Origin of the sequence: Mycobacterium seoulense (assembly GCF_010731595.1) — a bacterium.
Taxonomy (GTDB): Bacteria; Actinomycetota; Actinomycetes; order Mycobacteriales; family Mycobacteriaceae; genus Mycobacterium; species Mycobacterium seoulense.
On sequence record NZ_AP022582.1, the window covers coordinates 378,007 to 394,850 of the forward strand.

A 16,844-nucleotide genomic window follows, 5' to 3' on the forward strand; every position below is an offset into this window, starting at 1 on the left:
GTCGTGTCTCAAATCTCCCGCGACGAGGTGGCGCACCTGGCCCGGCTGTCGCGCCTGGCGCTGACCGACAGCGAGCTGGACAGCTTCGCTGGTCAGCTTGACGCCATCCTGACCCACGTCAGCCAGGTACAGGCCGTCGACGTCACCGGCGTCGAAGCGACCGGCAACCCACTGAAGGACGTGAACGTCACCCGCCCGGACCGGCCGGCCCCCTGCCTGACCCAGGCCGAGGCGCTGGCCGAGGCGCCCGAGGCCGCCGACGGCCGCTTCGCGGTGCCGCAGATCCTGGGGGACAGCGAGTGAACGAGATCATCCGGTCCGACGCCGCGACCTTGGCCGCCGGGATCGCCGCCAGGGAGCTGTCGTCGGTCGAGGTCACCCAGGCGTGCCTGGACCAGATCGCGGCGACCGACAACAGGTACCACGCCTTCCTGCACGTCGCCGCCGACGAGGCGCTCGCCGCGGCGGCCGTCGTCGACGAGGCGGTGGCCGCGGGGGAACGGCTGCCGTCGCCGCTGGCGGGGGTGCCGCTGGCGCTCAAGGACGTCTTCACCACCGTCGACATGCCCACCACCTGCGGCTCCAAGATCCTCGAGGGCTGGCGCTCCCCCTACGACGCCACCGTCACCGCGCGGTTGCGCGCCGCGGGCATCCCGATCCTCGGCAAGACCAACATGGACGAGTTCGCGATGGGTTCGTCGACGGAGAACTCGGCCTACGGCCCGACCCGCAACCCGTGGAACCTGGACCGCGTGCCCGGCGGCTCCGGGGGAGGCAGCGCGGCGGCGCTGGCCGCGTTCCAGGCGCCGCTGGCCATCGGATCCGACACCGGCGGCTCCATCCGGCAGCCGGCGGCGCTGACCGCGACGGTCGGTGTCAAACCGACCTACGGCACCGTGTCGCGCTACGGCCTGGTGGCGTGTGCGTCGTCGCTGGACCAGGGCGGCCCGTGTGCGCGGACCGTGCTGGACACCGCGCTGCTGCATGAGGTGATCGCCGGGCACGATCACCGCGACTCCACGTCCGTCGAAGCGGCAATCCCCGACGTCGTCGGCGCCGCCAAAGCCGGCGCGGCCGGCGACCTCAAGGGTGTGCGCGTCGGAGTTGTGAAGCAGCTGCGCGGCGACGGCTACCAGCCGGGCGTGCTTGCCTCGTTCGAGGCCGCCGTGAAGCGGCTGACCGAACTGGGCGCCGAGGTGAGCGAAGTCGACTGCCCGCACTTCGAATACGCGCTGGCCGCCTACTACCTGATCCTGCCGTCGGAGGTGTCGAGCAACCTGGCGCGCTTCGACGCGATGCGCTACGGGCTGCGCGTCGGTGACGACGGGACGCACAGCGCCGAGGAGGTGATGGCGCTGACCCGGGCCGCCGGTTTCGGGCCGGAAGTCAAGCGCCGCATCATGATCGGCACCTACGCGCTGTCGGCCGGTTACTACGACGCCTATTACAACCAGGCGCAGAAGGTGCGCACGCTGATCGCGCGCGACCTCGACAGGGCGTACGAGTCCGTCGACGTGGTCGTGTCGCCCGCGACTCCGACCACCGCCTTCGGCCTGGGCGAGAAGGTGGACGATCCGCTGGCGATGTACCTGTTCGACCTGTGCACGCTGCCGCTGAACCTCGCCGGCCACTGCGGCATGTCGGTGCCGTCGGGACTGTCACCGGATGACGGTCTCCCGGTGGGCCTGCAGATCATGGCGCCCGCGCTGGCCGATGACCGCCTGTACCGGGTGGGCGCCGCCTACGAGGCCGCGCGCGGACCGCTGCCGAGCGCGATCTAGCCGTCTGCGCGGCGCGGCGGGTCATCCGCAGGGCAAGATAAGGGCATGCGGATCGGAGTTCTCACCGGAGGCGGCGACTGCCCGGGGCTGAACGCCGTCATCCGGGCTGTGGTGCGCACCTGCGACGCCCGGTACGGCTCGTCGGTGGTCGGCTTCCAGGACGGGTGGCGCGGGTTACTGGAGAACCGGCGCATCCAACTGCACAACGACGACCGCAACGACCGGCTGTTGGCCAAGGGCGGCACGATGCTGGGCACCGCCCGGGTGCATCCCGACAAGTTGCGTGCCGGGCTGGACCAGATCAAGCAAACCCTGGACGACAACGGCATCGACGTGCTCATCCCGATCGGCGGGGAAGGAACCCTGACCGCCGCGCACTGGCTGTCGGAGGAGAACGTTCCCGTCGTCGGTGTGCCGAAGACCATCGACAACGACATCGATTGCACCGACGTCACTTTCGGTCACGACACCGCCTTGACCGTGGCCACCGACGCGATCGACCGGTTGCACAGCACCGCCGAATCGCACCAGCGGGTGATGCTCGTGGAAGTGATGGGCCGGCACGCGGGCTGGATCGCGCTGAACTCCGGGCTGGCCTCCGGCGCGCACATGACCCTCATTCCCGAGCAGCCCTTCGACGTCGAGGAGGTGTGCCGGCTGGTCAAACGGCGCTTCCAGCGCGGGGATTCGCATTTCATCTGCGTGGTCGCCGAGGGCGCTAAACCCATCCCGGGCTCGATCTCGTTGCGCGAGGGCGGAGTCGACGAATTCGGTCACGAGCGTTTCACCGGCGTGGCCGCCCAGTTGGCCGTCGAGGTGGAAAAGCGGATCAACAAGGAAGTGCGGGTGACCGTGCTGGGCCACGTCCAGCGGGGCGGGACCCCGACGGCCTACGACCGGGTGCTCGCCACCCGGTTCGGCGTCAACGCGGCCGACGCCGCGCACGCGGGGGAATACGGTCAGATGGTGTCGCTGCGCGGGCAGGACATCGGCCGGGTGGCGCTGGCCGACGCCGTGCGCCAGCTCAAGCTCGTGCCCGAAAGTCGCTACGACGACGCCGCCGCCTTCTTCGGTTAACCCCAGGTGGATCCGGCAAACGACGGGTGGCGCCCAGCTGGCCCCGACCCGGCTCCCGGCTGACCAAGGGCTGAATCTGCGCACCCCTTGACCAGCCGCGGACCGATTGGGGCAGATTCGTGGTTTCCCGACGGGTTCCCAGCGGTTATACGGGGGAGGTGAGCAACCGCGGTTCGATTCGCGGAGTCGTTCAGCAACCCGCGGCGTCGACGGGGCCACCGGGCCCGCCGGTCGGTCCCCCGCGTTCGCCCGGTCGGCGCGTCGACGCCGATCCGGCGCCCGCCACGGTGGCCCAGCCCCAGCGCTCGGATCCGGCCATCCGCCGGCCGCCGTTTCGGCCGCCCCCGCCCCCGCGTCCACCCGCGCCCGCCCCCGTGACGCGGGCCCCCTCCCGGCCGCGACCGTCGCCACTGCCGGGTGGGATGGCCCTGGACGGGCTTGACCAGCAGGGGGGCGAGGGTTCCTCCAGGTTCAACTGGCGTGACGTGGTCCACCGCGTGACCGGCGTCGATGTGGGCCCCGGCAAGGACGCGCGGTATCAGGAAGAACTGCGCAACCGCATCCGCGCGGCGCTGGGCGGCGCGTTCCCCGTCGGCGTCCTCAACCTCAAAGGCGGCGTCGGCAAGACCGCGGTGGTGGAGGCGCTGGGGTCGACGTTTGCCGCGGTGCGCCACGACCGGGTCATCGCCGTCGACATCGACGCCGGCGACCTCCCCGAGCGGCACGGCCGTCCTAACTCACTGGGCATGGCCGACCTGCTCTGCGGCAAGGCGATCACCAGTTATGCGGACGTCCGCGCGCACACCTACATGAACAATTTCGGTCTGGAAGTGCTCGGATTGCCGGATTACGCGCACACCGACTGGCGGCTCGAGCGTCACGACGTGGTCAAGGCGTTTTCGCTCTTGCGAAACCACTATTCCGTGGTGCTGGTGGACTGCGCCAAGGCGCTGAATTCGGGTGTGATGGAAGCGGTCCTGCCGGAGGTGCGGGCGCTGGTCGTGGTGACGAGCACCTCGATCGATGCGATACGAAAGACCGCTACCACGCTGGATTGGTTGGGCAACAACGGATATCAGGTGTTGGTGCGGTCGACGATACTTGCGATCAACCACGTCGAGCCGGCGAAGGTGGAGCTGCTGGCCGCCAAGGAACTCGAGCGATTGTCCGCGCGCGTGGCCGCGACGGTGGTGCTGCCGTTCGACCGGCACATACACGACGGCAAACAGATCGAGCTGGATCGACTGAGCAAGGAGAGCCGGCGCAGCTACCTTGAGATGGCGGCCGTGCTGGCCGAGATGTTCCCCGGCAGGGACGAGGAGCGCGCCCGGCTCCCGCGACCGCGCTCGCCGCACTGGCCCTGATACCGTCCCGACTCCGCCGTCTACGATCGACGGCATGAGTGTTGCTGCCAGCGCCGATCTCATGGACTACGACGAGGTCATCGCGCGCTTCGACCCGGTACTCGGCCTCGAGGTGCACGTCGAACTGTCGACTGTCACCAAGATGTTCTGCGGCTGCTCCACCGCCTTCGGCGCCGAACCCAACACCCAGGTATGCCCGGTATGCCTCGGCTTGCCCGGTTCGCTGCCGGTGCTGAACCGCACGGCGGTCGAGTCGGCCATCCGGATCGGGCTGGCGCTGAACTGCGAGATCGTGCCGTGGTGCCGGTTCGCCCGGAAGAACTACTTCTACCCCGACATGCCGAAGAACTATCAGATCTCCCAGTACGACGAGCCGATCGCCATCAACGGGTACCTGGACGCGCCGTTGGAAGACGGCACCACCTGGCGGGTCGAGATCGAGCGCGCGCACATGGAAGAAGACACCGGCAAGCTGACCCACCTGGGCAGCGAAACCGGCCGCATCCACGGCGCGACGACGTCGCTGCTCGACTACAACCGTGCCGGCGTGCCGCTGATCGAGATCGTCACCAAGCCGATCGTGGGTGCCGGCGCCCGCGCACCGCAGATCGCCCGCGCCTATGTCACGGCACTGCGAGACCTGTTGCGCGCCTTGGGCGTATCCGATGTGCGGATGGACCAGGGTTCGATGCGTTGCGATTCCAACGTGTCGCTGATGCCGACGGGAACGACCGAGTTCGGGACGCGCACCGAGACCAAGAACGTCAACTCGCTGAAAAGCGTCGAGGTCGCCGTGCGCTACGAAATGCAGCGGCAGGGAGCGGTCCTCGCGTCCGGCGGCCGAATTATCCAGGAGACCAGGCACTTTCACGAGGCGGGGTATACCAGCCCGGGCCGGGCCAAGGAGACCGCCCAGGACTACCGCTATTTCCCCGAGCCCGACCTGGAACCCGTCGCACCCAGCCGTGAACTGGTCGAGCAGCTGCGCCAGACCATCCCGGAGCTACCGTGGCTGAGCCGCAAGAGGATTCAGCAAGAGTGGGGCGTTTCCGACGAGGTGATGCGCGACCTGGTCAACGCGGGCGCGGTGGAACTGGTCATCGAAACCGTCAAGCACGGCGCGGCCAGCGAGTCGGCGCGCGCCTGGTGGGGCAACTTCTTGGTGCAGAAGGCCAACGAGGCCAACGTCGGACTGGACGAACTGGCCATCAACCCGGCCCAGGTGGCCGCGGTGATCGCGCTCGTCGACGAGGGCAAGCTCTCCAACAAGCTGGCCCGCCAGGTCGTGGAGGGGGTGCTGGCCGGCGAGGGCGAACCCGAGCAGGTGATGGCGTCCCGCGGCCTCGAGCTGGTGCGCGACGATTCGGTGACCCAGGCCGCGGTCGACGAAGCGCTGGCCGCCAATCCCGATGTGGCGGAAAAGATCCGGGGCGGCAAGGTGGCCGCGGCGGGCGCGATCGTCGGCGCGGTGATGAAGGCGACGCGCGGGCAGGCCGATGCCGCTCGTGTGCGCGAACTGGTGTTGGCGGCCTGCGGCCAGAGTTGACGAAGACCGGCTTCCGCTAGGTCTTGTCGTCGTTGTTGCGCGGGAAACCGCCGCCCTGCGGGAAGAGCGGGAACACCACGTCGTCCAGCTTCTCGGCGTCCCCGGCGGTCTTGTTGACGGTGGCGCCCCACACGTTTCCGTCCGGCGACATCCGCAGCGCCCACGCGTGGGCGTGGGTGTCCTTGCGGACCACGTCGGGTTCACCGGTGACCGCACCGGTGGCCGGCGCCAGCCGCACGGCCACCGTCAGTTTGGTGTTGATCAGGTTGACCAGGACGGTCCCGTCCATTGCGGCGCAGCCGGCGACGCCAGGCTTGTCCGGCCAGGTCCACACCGTGGACACCTCGGAGGTCTTGGTGATGCGCTGCAATCGATCCGCGGTCGGCGTGCGGTCGGCAACGTAGAGCGAGCCGTCCACGGGGTCGATGCACAGGCCGCCGCCCGAGCCGACGCCCGACAGCGCCGTCGTCGGCGGCGCCTGACCGATGGTGGTCGGCTGCTCGATGCGAAGGACCTTGCCCGCCAGCGATTTGGGGTCGGCGGCCGACGCGGGGTTGCCCGCGTCACCCGTCATCACCACCAGCGTGGTGGGGCTGGTGAAGATCAACGCGCCGGTGTTCCCGGTGGCGCCCTTGGGGATGCCGGTGAGGATGTCCTTGGGGATGTCGCCGTCGGCCACCCGGATCACCCGGTTGTCGGTCGGCGTGCTGATGTAGGCGTACATCAGCCGGTCCTGCGTGTAGGTCGGTGACAGGACGATGTCCATCAATCCGCCGTCTCCGGACGGGTCGACCGGGATGACCATCTTCACCTTCGGCTCGGCGCTGACCGAGATCTCCTTGACCGCGCCGGTGGTGCGCTCGGCGACGAGCGCGGTTTTGCTGTCCGGCCCCATGATCAGTCCGCTGGTGCTCTCGAGGCAGCCCTGCATCACACCCGGAGCCGGGCACGCCTTGGGGAATGGCGTGGGCGGCAGCGGGGGCGGCGGGGGAGGCGTCGAGCTGGGCTGCGGCTTGAGTTCCGGGTTGGTGGTGAAGGGCTGCGACTGGGCGTCGTTGAACCGCGCGCACCCGCTCGCGAGCAGCACCACCGCGCAAAGCGCGGCAAAGCCGCACCGAACCGAGCGCCGTAGTCGCATGACCGACAGGCTACGGATAGAGCGGCCGCCGCCGCCACACGCATGCGCCTGCCCGCCGAGCGCGGCACCATCGGAACACCTTTCGCGTCGGCGCTGGCCGCCTCCAGGGCCGGAATTCGGCCATTGAGGACTCCCGGAAGCCGCGAGCAGGGTAGTTTCGGGCCAATCTGGGCCCATTTGACGGGCAAACCACCGATTGCCTGGCGAAAAGCGCCGTTCAAATCCCAAATTCAGGGCGAAATGCCCTTACCCTGACACCCGTGACCAGTCAATCGAATGACGGACATTGGCAGCGCCCGGGCGAATCCCCGGAACCGACCCCGGGACGCCCCGCCACAGCGCGCGTGGTCGACCCCGAAGATGACTTGACGCCCGTCGGCTACCCCGGCGACTTCAACCCCTCCACCGGAACCACGACCGTCATCCCCTACATGGGCGACCACGCCGCAGGGGGCGGTGCCAGTGCGACCGGTTACCACGTGCTCGATCAGCAGGAGCCCCTGCCCTACGTGCAGCCGCAGCCCGCGCGGCACGCGGCCGCCGAGCCCGACGAGATCGACGCGGACGAACACCACGGCCGGCTGCACGAGGTCGGACGCCGCGGAACCCAGCATCTGGGTTTGCTGATTCTGCGCGTCGGCCTCGGAGTCGTGCTGGCCGCGCACGGACTGCAGAAGCTGTTCGGCTGGTGGGGCGGCTCCGGAGTCGGTGGGTTCAAGAACTCACTGTCCGACGTCGGCTACCAGCACGCCGACATCCTCGCCTACGTCAGCGCCGGCGGCGAGCTCGTCGCGGGTGTGCTGCTGGTGCTGGGACTGTTCACCCCGGTGGCCGCGGCCGGCGCGCTGGCGTTTCTGATCAACGGCATGCTGGCCACCATCACCGCCCGGCCGCATCCGCACACCTTCACGTACTTCCTGCCGGACGGGCACGAATACCAGATCACCCTGATCGTGCTGGCCGTCGCGGTCATCCTCTGTGGGCCCGGCCGCTACGGTCTCGACGCGCGGCGGGGCTGGGCCCATCGGCCCTTCATCGGGTCGTTCGTCGCGCTGCTGGTCGGCATCGCCGCGGGGATCGCGGTGTGGGTGCTGCTCAACGGCGTCAACCCGATCGCCTGACCCTCACTGATAGGGATTGGGGACGCGCCCGGAGCTCGCCTCGGTGAGCTGCGGCAGCGTCGCGAACGTCACAGCGGGCAAGCGCAACTCCGCGCCGCTCTTGAGGTGAGCGCGGGCCCAGGAACCCCGGTGGAAGCGCAGTCCGTCGATGTCATCCCATTCCACCGTGCGGCTGCCCAGCAGTGTCCGGACGGTCACCCCCCGATCGTCGGCGACGGTGCGTAACCGCACGATCAATGCCGACAACAGCACGGGGATCACCAGCAGTGGTGCCGACGGCGGCCACAGCATCACCGGTATCAGCAACCCCAGGGTGAAGAATCCGACGGCCAGGTGCGCGATCGGGGAGACCTTGATCACGACGGGTGTGTGGGAAGACGAACCGGTAGCCACCCGACCATCATTTCACCCGGCGCCGGGGGACCGGGCCCCTGTGCGAGACCGCGGGGGCGGATTTGACTGCTGAGCTGTGCGAAGGCTACCGTCGGACGTTATGGATACCGCCGGACAGCCCGGGATGCTCGTAGTAATTAGTCGGCGCGTTGGTGCCTGACTAGCCTCTTCGGCATTTGAAGCTATCCAGACCAACGCGCAACCCTCGTGCAGCAGATGAGCTGTCGGGGGTTTTTTGTTGCCCCAGCGAGACTCCCAGAGTGAATAAGGAACAAAGACAGTGAGCGCACCCACCAGGCAGCACGCCACACAGCCACAGCGTGCCGCCGACGTCGCCTCCGACGCGATCAAGCCGGCCGCGAAATCCTCGACCGCAAAGCCGAAACGCGTTGGGCCCGAGAAGCTTACCGGTGCCCAGTCGGTGATCCGGTCGCTGGAGGAGCTCGATGTCGAGGTCATCTTCGGTATCCCCGGCGGCGCCGTGTTGCCGGTTTACGACCCGCTGTTCGACTCGAAAAAGCTTCGCCACGTGCTGGTTCGGCACGAGCAGGGCGCCGGACATGCGGCCAGCGGCTACGCCCACGCCACCGGAAAGGTGGGCGTGTGCATGGCGACGTCGGGTCCCGGCGCCACCAATCTCGTCACACCGTTGGCCGACGCCCAGATGGACTCCGTGCCCGTCGTCGCCATCACCGGCCAGGTCGGTCGCACGCTGATCGGCACCGATGCCTTCCAGGAAGCCGACATCTCGGGCATCACCATGCCGATCACCAAGCACAACTTCCTGGTTCGCTCGGGCGACGAGATCCCGCAGGTGCTTGCCGAGGCCTTCCACATCGCCGCCTCGGGTCGTCCCGGTGCGGTGCTCGTCGATATCCCCAAGGACGTGTTGCAGGGGCAGTGCACGTTCCACTGGCCGCCGCGCATGGACCTGCCGGGCTACAAGCCCAACACCAAACCGCACAACCGGCAGATCCGCGAGGCCGCCAAGCTGATCGCGGACGCCCGCAAACCGGTGCTCTACGTCGGCGGCGGCGTCATCCGCGGCGAGGCGCACGAGCAGCTGCGGGAGCTGGCCGAGCTGACCGGGATCCCCGTCGTCACCACGCTGATGGCGCGCGGCGCGTTCCCCGACAGCCATCGGCAGCACCTGGGCATGCCCGGCATGCACGGCACGGTCGCCGCGGTGGCGGCACTGCAACGCAGCGACCTGTTGATCGCGCTGGGCACGCGCTTCGACGACCGGGTGACCGGGAAACTGGACACTTTCGCGCCGGAGGCCAAGGTCATTCACGCCGACATCGACCCGGCCGAGATCGGCAAGAACCGCCATGCCGACGTGCCGATCGTCGGCGACGTCAAGGCCGTCATCAGCGACCTGATCGCGATGCTGCGGCACTACGACATTCCGGGCAACGTCGACATGACCGAATGGTGGGCCTATCTGGACAGCGTTCAGTCCACCTATCCGCTGAGTTACGACCCGCAGAGCGACGGCAGCCTCGGCCCGGAATACGTCATCGAGAAGCTCGGCAAGATCGCCGGCCCGGACGCGGTGTACGTCGCCGGGGTGGGCCAGCACCAGATGTGGGCGGCGCAGTTCATCTCGTATGAGAAGCCGCGCACCTGGATCAACTCCGGCGGGCTGGGCACCATGGGGTTCGCCATCCCGGCGGCGATGGGGGCCAAGATGGCCCGCCCGGAGGCCGAGGTGTGGGCCATCGACGGCGACGGCTGCTTCCAGATGACCAACCAGGAGTTGGCCACCTGTGCCATCGAGGGCGTGCCGATCAAGGTGGCGCTGATCAACAACGGCAACCTGGGCATGGTGCGCCAGTGGCAGACGCTGTTCTACGAGGAGCGGTACTCGCAGACCGACCTGGCCACGCATTCGCATCGCATCCCGGACTTCGTGAAGCTGGCGGAGGCGCTGGGGTGTGTCGGAATGCGTTGCGAACGTGAGGAAGACGTCGAGGACGTGATCAACGCGGCCCGCGCGATCACCGACCGTCCGGTGGTGATCGACTTCATCGTCGGCGCCGACGCGCAGGTGTGGCCGATGGTGGCCGCCGGCACCAGCAACGACGAGATTCAGGCCGCCCGCGGGATTCGCCCGCTGTTCGACGACGAGATCGAAGGGCACGCCTGATGCACACGCACACTTTGTCGGTGCTGGTGGAGGACAAACCCGGTGTGCTCGCGCGCGTGGCGGCGTTGTTCTCCCGGCGCGGTTTCAACATCGAGTCGCTGGCGGTGGGCGCCACCGAGCAGAAAGACATGTCGCGCATGACCATCGTGGTCAGCGCCGAGGAAACCCCGCTCGAGCAGATCACCAAGCAGCTCAACAAGCTGATCAACGTCATCAAGATCGTCGAGCTGGACGACGGGGCCGCGGTGTCCCGAGAGTTGGCGCTGATCAAGGTGCGCGCCGACGCCGGTAGCCGCAGCCAGGTTATCGAAGCGGTGAACCTGTTCCGCGCCAAGGTGATTGACGTATCACCCGAGGCGCTGACGATCGAGGCGACCGGTGACCGCGGCAAGATCGAGGCGCTGCTGCGGGTGCTGGAACCGTTCGGCATCCGCGAGATCGTCCAGTCGGGAGTGGTGTCGTTGTCCCGCGGTCCGCGCGGCATCACCACGGCCAAGTAAGTTTTCAGCTGCAACACGAAGGAGATGAGAAGTGCCATCCGAGGCATTAGAGATGTTCTACGACGACGACGCAGACCTGTCGATCATCCAGGGCCGCAAGGTCGGCGTGATCGGCTACGGCAGCCAGGGCCACGCGCACTCGCTGAGCCTGCGCGACTCGGGCGTTCAGGTGCGGGTCGGTCTGAAGGAGGGTTCGAAGTCCCGGGCCAAGGTCTCCGAGCAGGGCCTGGAGGTCGACACCCCCGCCGAGGTGGCGAAGTGGGCCGACGTGATCATGTTGCTGGCGCCCGACACCGCGCAGGCGGACATCTTCAAGAACGACATCGAGCCCAACCTCAAGCCCGGTGACGCACTGTTCTTCGGGCACGGGCTCAACATCCACTTCGGACTGATCAAGCCGCCGGCCGACGTCACGGTCGCGATGGTCGCCCCGAAGGGCCCCGGCCACCTGGTGCGCCGCCAGTTCGTCGACGGCAAGGGCGTGCCCTGCCTGATCGCGGTGGACCAGGATCCGACCGGCAAGGGTGAGGCGCTGGCGCTGTCGTATGCCAAGGCCATCGGCGGCACCCGCGCCGGCGTCATCAAGACCACCTTCAAGGACGAGACCGAGACCGACCTGTTCGGTGAGCAGGCCGTGTTGTGCGGTGGCACAGAGGAATTGGTGAAGACAGGTTTCGACGTCATGGTCGAGGCGGGCTACCCGCCGGAGATGGCGTACTTCGAAGTGCTGCACGAGCTCAAGCTGATCGTCGACCTGATGTACGAGGGCGGCATCGCCCGGATGAACTACTCGGTGTCCGACACCGCGGAGTTCGGTGGTTATCTGTCGGGTCCGCGCGTCATCGACGCCGGCACCAAAGAGCGGATGCGGGAGATCCTGCGCGACATCCAGAACGGCGAATTCGTCAAGAGGCTGGTCGCCAACGTGGAGGGCGGCAACAAGGAGCTCGAGCAACTGCGCAAGGAGAACGCCGAGCACCCCATCGAGGTCACCGGCAAGAAGCTGCGCGACCTGATGAGCTGGGTCGACCGGCCGATCACCGAGACGGCGTAGCTCGCCGGCGGCCGGCTCAAGAACCCAGCCGGCCGGCCATCAGAACCACGCGCCGGGTCAGGTGATCCAGCGCGGTACCGGTCGCCTCGTCGAACTCGTGGATGTTGTCGTGCGTGGAGACCAGGCTCACCCCGTACGGATTGCCGTCGACGAACTTGCACGGGTCGGTGTATCCCGGCGGCACGATGATGCCGCCGAAATGCATCAGCGTGATGTAGAGCGACAGCAGCGTGGTCTCCTGGCCGCCGTGCAGGGTGTTGGACGACGTGAAGGCCGCGTAGACCTTGTCCGCGAGCTTGCCTTCGGCCCACAGCCCGCCCAGCGAGTCGAGGAAGTTGCGCAATTGCGCAGCGGGAGAGCCGAACCGAGTCGGTGAACCGAAGATCACCGCGTCGGCCCAGACGATGTCCTCGCCCGTCGCCGCCGGAAGGTCCTTGGTGGCTTCGTAATTCGCGGTCCAAGCCGGGTTTTGGGCGAACGATTCAGGGTCGCGGGTTTCGGCGACGTGCCGGAGGCGGACTTCGGCGCCCGCGGACTCGGCCGTGGTGGCGACGCGCTGCGCCATCGCGGTGCCATGACCGGTGGCCGAATAGTAGATGATCGCGAGTTTGGTCACGAGCGCATCGTAGGACCGCAACGAGCCCCGTCCCAACCATGCGTCGGCGCAGGTTAGGGCAGTGGTGAGCCCGTCAATGCCCGCAGAAGGCAGCCGATAGGCTGGCCGGGTGAATCTGCCTGTTGTATTGATCGCCGACAAACTCGCCCAATCGACCGTCGCCGCCCTGGGAGACCAGGTCGAAGTGCGCTGGGTCGACGGGCCGGACCGGGAGAAGCTGCTGGCCGCGGTGCCGGAAGCCGACGCGCTGCTGGTGCGCTCGGCCACCACGGTCGACGCCGAGGTGCTGGCAGCCGCCCCCAAGCTGAAGATCGTCGCCCGGGCCGGGGTGGGCCTGGACAACGTCGATGTGGACGCCGCGACCGAGCGCGGCGTCCTGGTGGTGAACGCGCCCACCTCTAACATCCACAGCGCCGCCGAGCACGCGTTGGCGCTGCTGCTGGCCGCCGCCCGGCAGATCCCGGCGGCCGACGCCTCGCTGCGCGAGCACACCTGGAAGCGCTCGTCGTTCAACGGCACCGAGATCTTCGGCAAGACGGTCGGCGTGGTGGGGCTGGGCCGGATCGGTCAGCTGGTCGCCCAACGGTTGACGGCCTTCGGCACCCATCTCGTCGCCTACGACCCGTATGTCTCGCCCGCCCGGGCCGCCCAGTTGGGCATCGAACTGCTGCCCCTCGACGACCTCCTCGTCCGCGCCGACTTCATCTCGGTGCACCTGCCCAAGACGCCCGAGACGGCGGGCCTGATCGGCAAGGAGGCGCTGGAGAAGACCAAGCCGGGCGTCATCATCGTCAACGCCGCCCGCGGCGGGCTGATCGACGAGGCCGCGCTGGCGGAGGCGGTGAGCAGCGGACACGTCCGCGCGGCGGGTATCGACGTCTTCGCCAAGGAGCCGTGCACCGATAGCCCCCTGTTCGAGCTGCCGCAGGTGGTGGTCACGCCGCATCTGGGTGCGTCCACCGCCGAGGCCCAGGACCGCGCGGGTACCGACGTGGCCGAAAGCGTGAAGCTCGCGCTCGCCGGGGAATTCGTCCCCGACGCCGTCAACGTCGGCGGCGGCGTGGTCAACGAAGAGGTGGCGCCCTGGCTGGACCTGGTGCGCAAGCTCGGGGTGCTGGCCGCCTCGTTGTCCGCCGGGCCGCCGGTGTCGGTGTCGGTGCAGGTGCGCGGCGAGCTGGCCTCCGAAGACGTTGAGGTGCTGAAGCTCTCGGCCCTGCGCGGCCTGTTCTCGGCGGTGGTCGAGGGCCCGGTCACCTTCGTCAACGCGCCGGCGCTGGCCGAAGAGCGCGGCGTCACCGCCGAGCTCACCACGGCCTCGGAGAGCCCGAACCACCGCAGCGTCGTCGACGTGCGCGCCGTCGCCTCCGACGGCAGCGCCGTGAACGTGGCCGGCACGCTGTCGGGTCCGCAGCTGGTGGAAAAGATCGTTCAGATCAACGGCCGCAACTTCGATCTGCGGGCCCGGGGCACCAACCTGGTGATCAACTACATCGATGCGCCCGGGGCGCTGGGCAAGATCGGCACCCTGCTCGGTTCGGCGGGCGTGAACATCCAGGCGGCTCAATTGTCCGAGGACGCCGAGGGTCCCGGTGCGACGATCCTGCTGCGCCTGGACCAGGACGTGCCGAGCGAGGTTCGGTCGGCGATCGGTGCAGCGGTGGGCGCCAACAAGCTTGAGGTGGTAGATCTCTCGTGAAGTGCGCCGGCGACGATGCAGTGGGGGTACCGCCCGCTTGCGGGGGACGAAGCGATGTGGGGGCGCCTCCCGCTTGCGGGGGAGAGGAGCGGCGCTCATGAAGTTGGCGGTTATCGGCGGCGACGGTATCGGGCCGGAAGTGACGGCCGAGGCGCTCAAAGTCCTTGACGCGGTGTTGCCCGGTGTCGAGAAGACCGATTACGACCTGGGCGCGCGGCGTTTTCACGCCAGCGGTGAGCTGCTGCCGGAATCGGTGCTGGCCGAGTTGCGCCAGCACGACGCCATTCTGCTCGGGGCGATCGGCGACCCGTCGGTGCCCAGCGGCGTGCTGGAGCGGGGCCTGTTGCTGCGCCTGCGTTTTGAGCTCGATCACCACGTCAACCTGCGACCGGGCCGGCTGTACCCCGGCGTGAGCAGCCCGCTCGCCGGAAACCCCCACATCGATTTCGTGGTGGTCCGCGAGGGGACCGAAGGCCCCTACACCGGCACCGGCGGCGCGATCCGCGCCGGGACGCCGCACGAGGTGGCCACCGAGGTGAGCCTGAACACAGCCTTCGGCGTGCGCCGCGTGGTGACCGACGCCTTCGAGCGCGCCCAGCGCCGGCGCAAGCACCTGACGCTGGTGCACAAGACCAACGTGCTGACCTTCGCCGGAAAGCTGTGGTCGCGGATCGTGGCCGAAGTCGGGGAGGACTACCCCGACGTCGAGGTCGCGTATCAACACATCGACGCCGCCACCATTTTCATGGTCACCGACCCCGGACGCTTCGACGTGATCGTCACCGACAACCTCTTCGGTGACATCATCACCGACTTGGCGGCGGCGGTATGTGGCGGAATTGGCTTGGCGGCCAGCGGAAATATCGACGCCACCCGCACCAACCCGTCGATGTTCGAGCCGGTGCACGGCAGCGCGCCGGACATCGCCGGTCAGGGCATCGCCGACCCGACCGCGGCGATCATGTCGGTGTCGTTGTTGCTCGCCCATCTCGGCGAGGACGCTGCCGCTAGGCGGGTGGATCGGGCTGTCGAGGCCTACCTGGCAACGCGTGGGAACGAACGGCCCGCCACCAACGAAGTCGGCGAACGGATTGCCGCCGGGCTGTAGTTTCTAAGCCGGGCGGGAGCAACCGCGCCGGCACCAGCGGAACCGCGACCGCCGGGAACAGTCCACACAACATCCACGCGTTCGGGTATTTCGCGGCGGTGATCAAGGCACCGAACAGCGGGGGCGCGGCGGCCGCCAGCACCCGCTGGGTGGTGTTCTGGATGCCCAGGGCGCGTCCGCTCCAGAACGGCCCGGCGAATTCGGTGATCGCGGTGGCCTCCAAACCGTTGTCGAGCATGGCGATCACCGAGATGGTGACCATCAGCGGCGCTTGATAAATCGAATTCAGAAAGTCGGCCCACGCCAACAGGAAGAGGGTGACGGTGGCGGCGCCCGCGATGATGCGGACCGGTCGCATTCGCGAGCCGACGCGGTCGGACCAGCGGCCCACGACGACCCGGCCAATCGCGCCGAGCACCTGCGAAAGGGTGACCAGGCTGCCGGCGGCCGCCACCGACCAGTGCAGATTCCTGATCAGCCACACCAGCATGAACGTGACGGTCACCGTCTGCGGAACCATCATCAGCCCCGCCACCGTGTGAATTCGCCAGAGCACCAACGACCCTCGGTACGGGCTGGCGAGTTCGGTGTCGGCGGCCTTCTCCCGCGGCTTGCGGGGCGGGTCGACGATGCCGACCGCGCTCGCCACCGCTCCGAACGCGCACGCCAAGGCCGCGAACTTCAGCCCCGCACCCGGCCCGTGCTCGGCCAGCTCGGGGATCACCAGCGCTCCCAAGGCGATTCCGAGGGGCTGCGCGGTTTGTCGGACACCCATGGCCACTCCGCGTTGCTGCGGCGGAAACCACGCCGACACCAGCCGACCGCTGGCGGTGTTGCAACTGGCCGCGGCCATGCCCCCGAGAAACAAATAGACGGCCATCAGCACCATCGAATGCGCCGTCGCCGCCGCGTACGCCGCCACCGCGGTGAGCGCCAAACCCGCTGCCATCACCACCCGCTCGCCCACCCGGTCCAGCACGTAACCCCACAAGACCAGCGTGACCACCATGCCCCAGCTCGGCATCGACGACAACAGACCAGCTTCGTCGAGCGGGATGCCACGCGCCGTTTGTAGCGAGGGAATGAGGAACGCGACGCCGTTGATGAACAGGAACGAACTCGCCGTGGCCACCAGCGATATGCCCATGATGGACCAGCGGGCGCCCGCACCCAGCGTGCGCGCGGCGGCCGGCCCCGTTCGCATCCCCCATGCTTGCACAGGCGGGTAGAACCGCTGGTAATACTCGTGCGGCCGCGCCCGGCTACGCCGCGCTCGCGACCGTCACGGGGGTTTTGGTGAC

15 protein-coding genes and 1 pseudogene are annotated in these 16,844 nt (G+C 68.3%); 12 read left to right on the forward strand and 4 right to left on the reverse strand.

Annotation, left to right across the window (positions count from 1 at the left end; genetic code table 11):
- Positions 1-3: 3 nt before the first annotated feature.
- From gatC to gatB, 5 genes are all read left to right on the forward strand, one after another.
- Entirely contained in the window at positions 4-303 is a 300-nt protein-coding gene (gene gatC, locus G6N37_RS01845) for an Asp-tRNA(Asn)/Glu-tRNA(Gln) amidotransferase subunit GatC (protein ID WP_163675162.1), read from the forward strand.
- A complete protein-coding gene (gatA, locus tag G6N37_RS01850) occupies positions 300-1,781 on the forward strand; it encodes an Asp-tRNA(Asn)/Glu-tRNA(Gln) amidotransferase subunit GatA (RefSeq protein ID WP_163675165.1) in 1,482 nt (493 codons plus the stop codon). Before gatC ends, gatA begins: the two co-directional genes overlap by 4 nt.
- A 45-nt stretch (positions 1,782-1,826) precedes the next feature.
- Complete coding sequence (locus G6N37_RS01855; protein ID WP_163675168.1) at positions 1,827-2,858, forward strand: ATP-dependent 6-phosphofructokinase; 1,032 nt, start codon at positions 1,827-1,829, stop codon at positions 2,856-2,858.
- A gap of 497 nt (positions 2,859-3,355) precedes the next feature.
- Positions 3,356-4,222, forward strand: a complete 867-nt coding sequence (locus tag G6N37_RS01860) for a MinD/ParA family ATP-binding protein (protein ID WP_232075244.1) — start codon at positions 3,356-3,358, stop codon at positions 4,220-4,222.
- Between the two features lie 34 nt (positions 4,223-4,256).
- Positions 4,257-5,768 (forward strand): Asp-tRNA(Asn)/Glu-tRNA(Gln) amidotransferase subunit GatB, encoded by a 1,512-nt coding sequence (gene gatB / locus G6N37_RS01865; RefSeq protein ID WP_163675175.1) that lies wholly within the window; start codon positions 4,257-4,259, stop codon positions 5,766-5,768.
- A gap of 16 nt (positions 5,769-5,784) precedes the next feature.
- On the opposite strand, the gene G6N37_RS01870 is transcribed toward gatB, so the two are convergent.
- Positions 5,785-6,906: a PQQ-dependent sugar dehydrogenase gene (locus G6N37_RS01870; RefSeq protein WP_163675178.1), complete on the reverse strand. Its 1,122-nt coding sequence runs from the start codon at positions 6,904-6,906 to the stop codon at positions 5,785-5,787.
- A 260-nt stretch (positions 6,907-7,166) separates the two neighbouring features.
- Between G6N37_RS01870 and G6N37_RS01875 the strand changes: the two genes are divergently transcribed.
- Positions 7,167-8,027 (forward strand): DoxX family protein, encoded by an 861-nt coding sequence (locus tag G6N37_RS01875; RefSeq protein WP_163675180.1) that lies wholly within the window; start codon positions 7,167-7,169, stop codon positions 8,025-8,027.
- A gap of 3 nt (positions 8,028-8,030) precedes the next feature.
- Here the strand turns inward: G6N37_RS01875 and G6N37_RS01880 are convergent, their stop codons facing one another.
- The gene (locus tag G6N37_RS01880; RefSeq protein ID WP_179961896.1) at positions 8,031-8,387 is read right to left on the reverse strand and encodes a PH domain-containing protein; all 357 of its coding nucleotides are present in this window, start codon (positions 8,385-8,387) and stop codon (positions 8,031-8,033) included.
- 379 nt (positions 8,388-8,766) lie between these two features.
- Between G6N37_RS01880 and G6N37_RS01885 the strand changes: the two genes are divergently transcribed.
- The 3 genes from G6N37_RS01885 to ilvC are packed head-to-tail and all read left to right on the forward strand — an operon-like array spanning position 8,767 to position 12,123.
- The gene (locus G6N37_RS01885; protein WP_232075451.1) at positions 8,767-10,569 is read left to right on the forward strand and encodes an acetolactate synthase large subunit; all 1,803 of its coding nucleotides are present in this window, start codon (positions 8,767-8,769) and stop codon (positions 10,567-10,569) included.
- Positions 10,569-11,069 carry an acetolactate synthase small subunit gene (gene ilvN / locus G6N37_RS01890; protein WP_083174060.1) on the forward strand — a complete coding sequence of 167 codons (501 nt, stop codon included), beginning with the start codon at positions 10,569-10,571 and terminating at the stop codon, positions 11,067-11,069. Before G6N37_RS01885 ends, ilvN begins: the two co-directional genes overlap by 1 nt.
- Before the next feature lie 52 nt (positions 11,070-11,121).
- Positions 11,122-12,123, forward strand: a complete 1,002-nt coding sequence (gene ilvC, locus G6N37_RS01895; RefSeq protein WP_163684465.1) for a ketol-acid reductoisomerase — start codon at positions 11,122-11,124, stop codon at positions 12,121-12,123.
- A gap of 16 nt (positions 12,124-12,139) precedes the next feature.
- Here ilvC and wrbA read toward each other — a convergent pair whose 3' ends face one another.
- Positions 12,140-12,739, reverse strand: coding sequence for an NAD(P)H:quinone oxidoreductase (gene wrbA, locus G6N37_RS01900; RefSeq protein WP_163675186.1), 600 nt, complete (start codon positions 12,737-12,739; stop codon positions 12,140-12,142).
- A gap of 109 nt (positions 12,740-12,848) precedes the next feature.
- Here wrbA and serA point away from each other — a divergent pair, with 109 nt between their 5' ends.
- The 3 genes and pseudogenes from serA to G6N37_RS01910 all read left to right on the forward strand — a co-directional run bounded on the left by serA (position 12,849) and on the right by G6N37_RS01910 (position 15,543).
- Complete coding sequence (gene serA, locus G6N37_RS01905; RefSeq protein WP_163675189.1) at positions 12,849-14,435, forward strand: phosphoglycerate dehydrogenase; 1,587 nt, start codon at positions 12,849-12,851, stop codon at positions 14,433-14,435.
- Positions 14,432-14,503, forward strand: a pseudogene (locus G6N37_RS26580) (hypothetical protein); the annotation flags it as partial. The gene serA and the pseudogene G6N37_RS26580, both read left to right, overlap by 4 nt.
- A 29-nt stretch (positions 14,504-14,532) precedes the next feature.
- Positions 14,533-15,543 carry a 3-isopropylmalate dehydrogenase gene (locus G6N37_RS01910; protein ID WP_163675192.1) on the forward strand — a complete coding sequence of 337 codons (1,011 nt, stop codon included), beginning with the start codon at positions 14,533-14,535 and terminating at the stop codon, positions 15,541-15,543.
- On the opposite strand, the gene G6N37_RS01915 is transcribed toward G6N37_RS01910, so the two are convergent.
- Positions 15,443-16,747 carry an MFS transporter gene (locus G6N37_RS01915; RefSeq protein WP_163675196.1) on the reverse strand — a complete coding sequence of 435 codons (1,305 nt, stop codon included), beginning with the start codon at positions 16,745-16,747 and terminating at the stop codon, positions 15,443-15,445. The two genes, G6N37_RS01910 and G6N37_RS01915, sit on opposite strands and share 101 nt — an antisense overlap.
- Positions 16,748-16,844 lie beyond the last annotated feature (97 nt).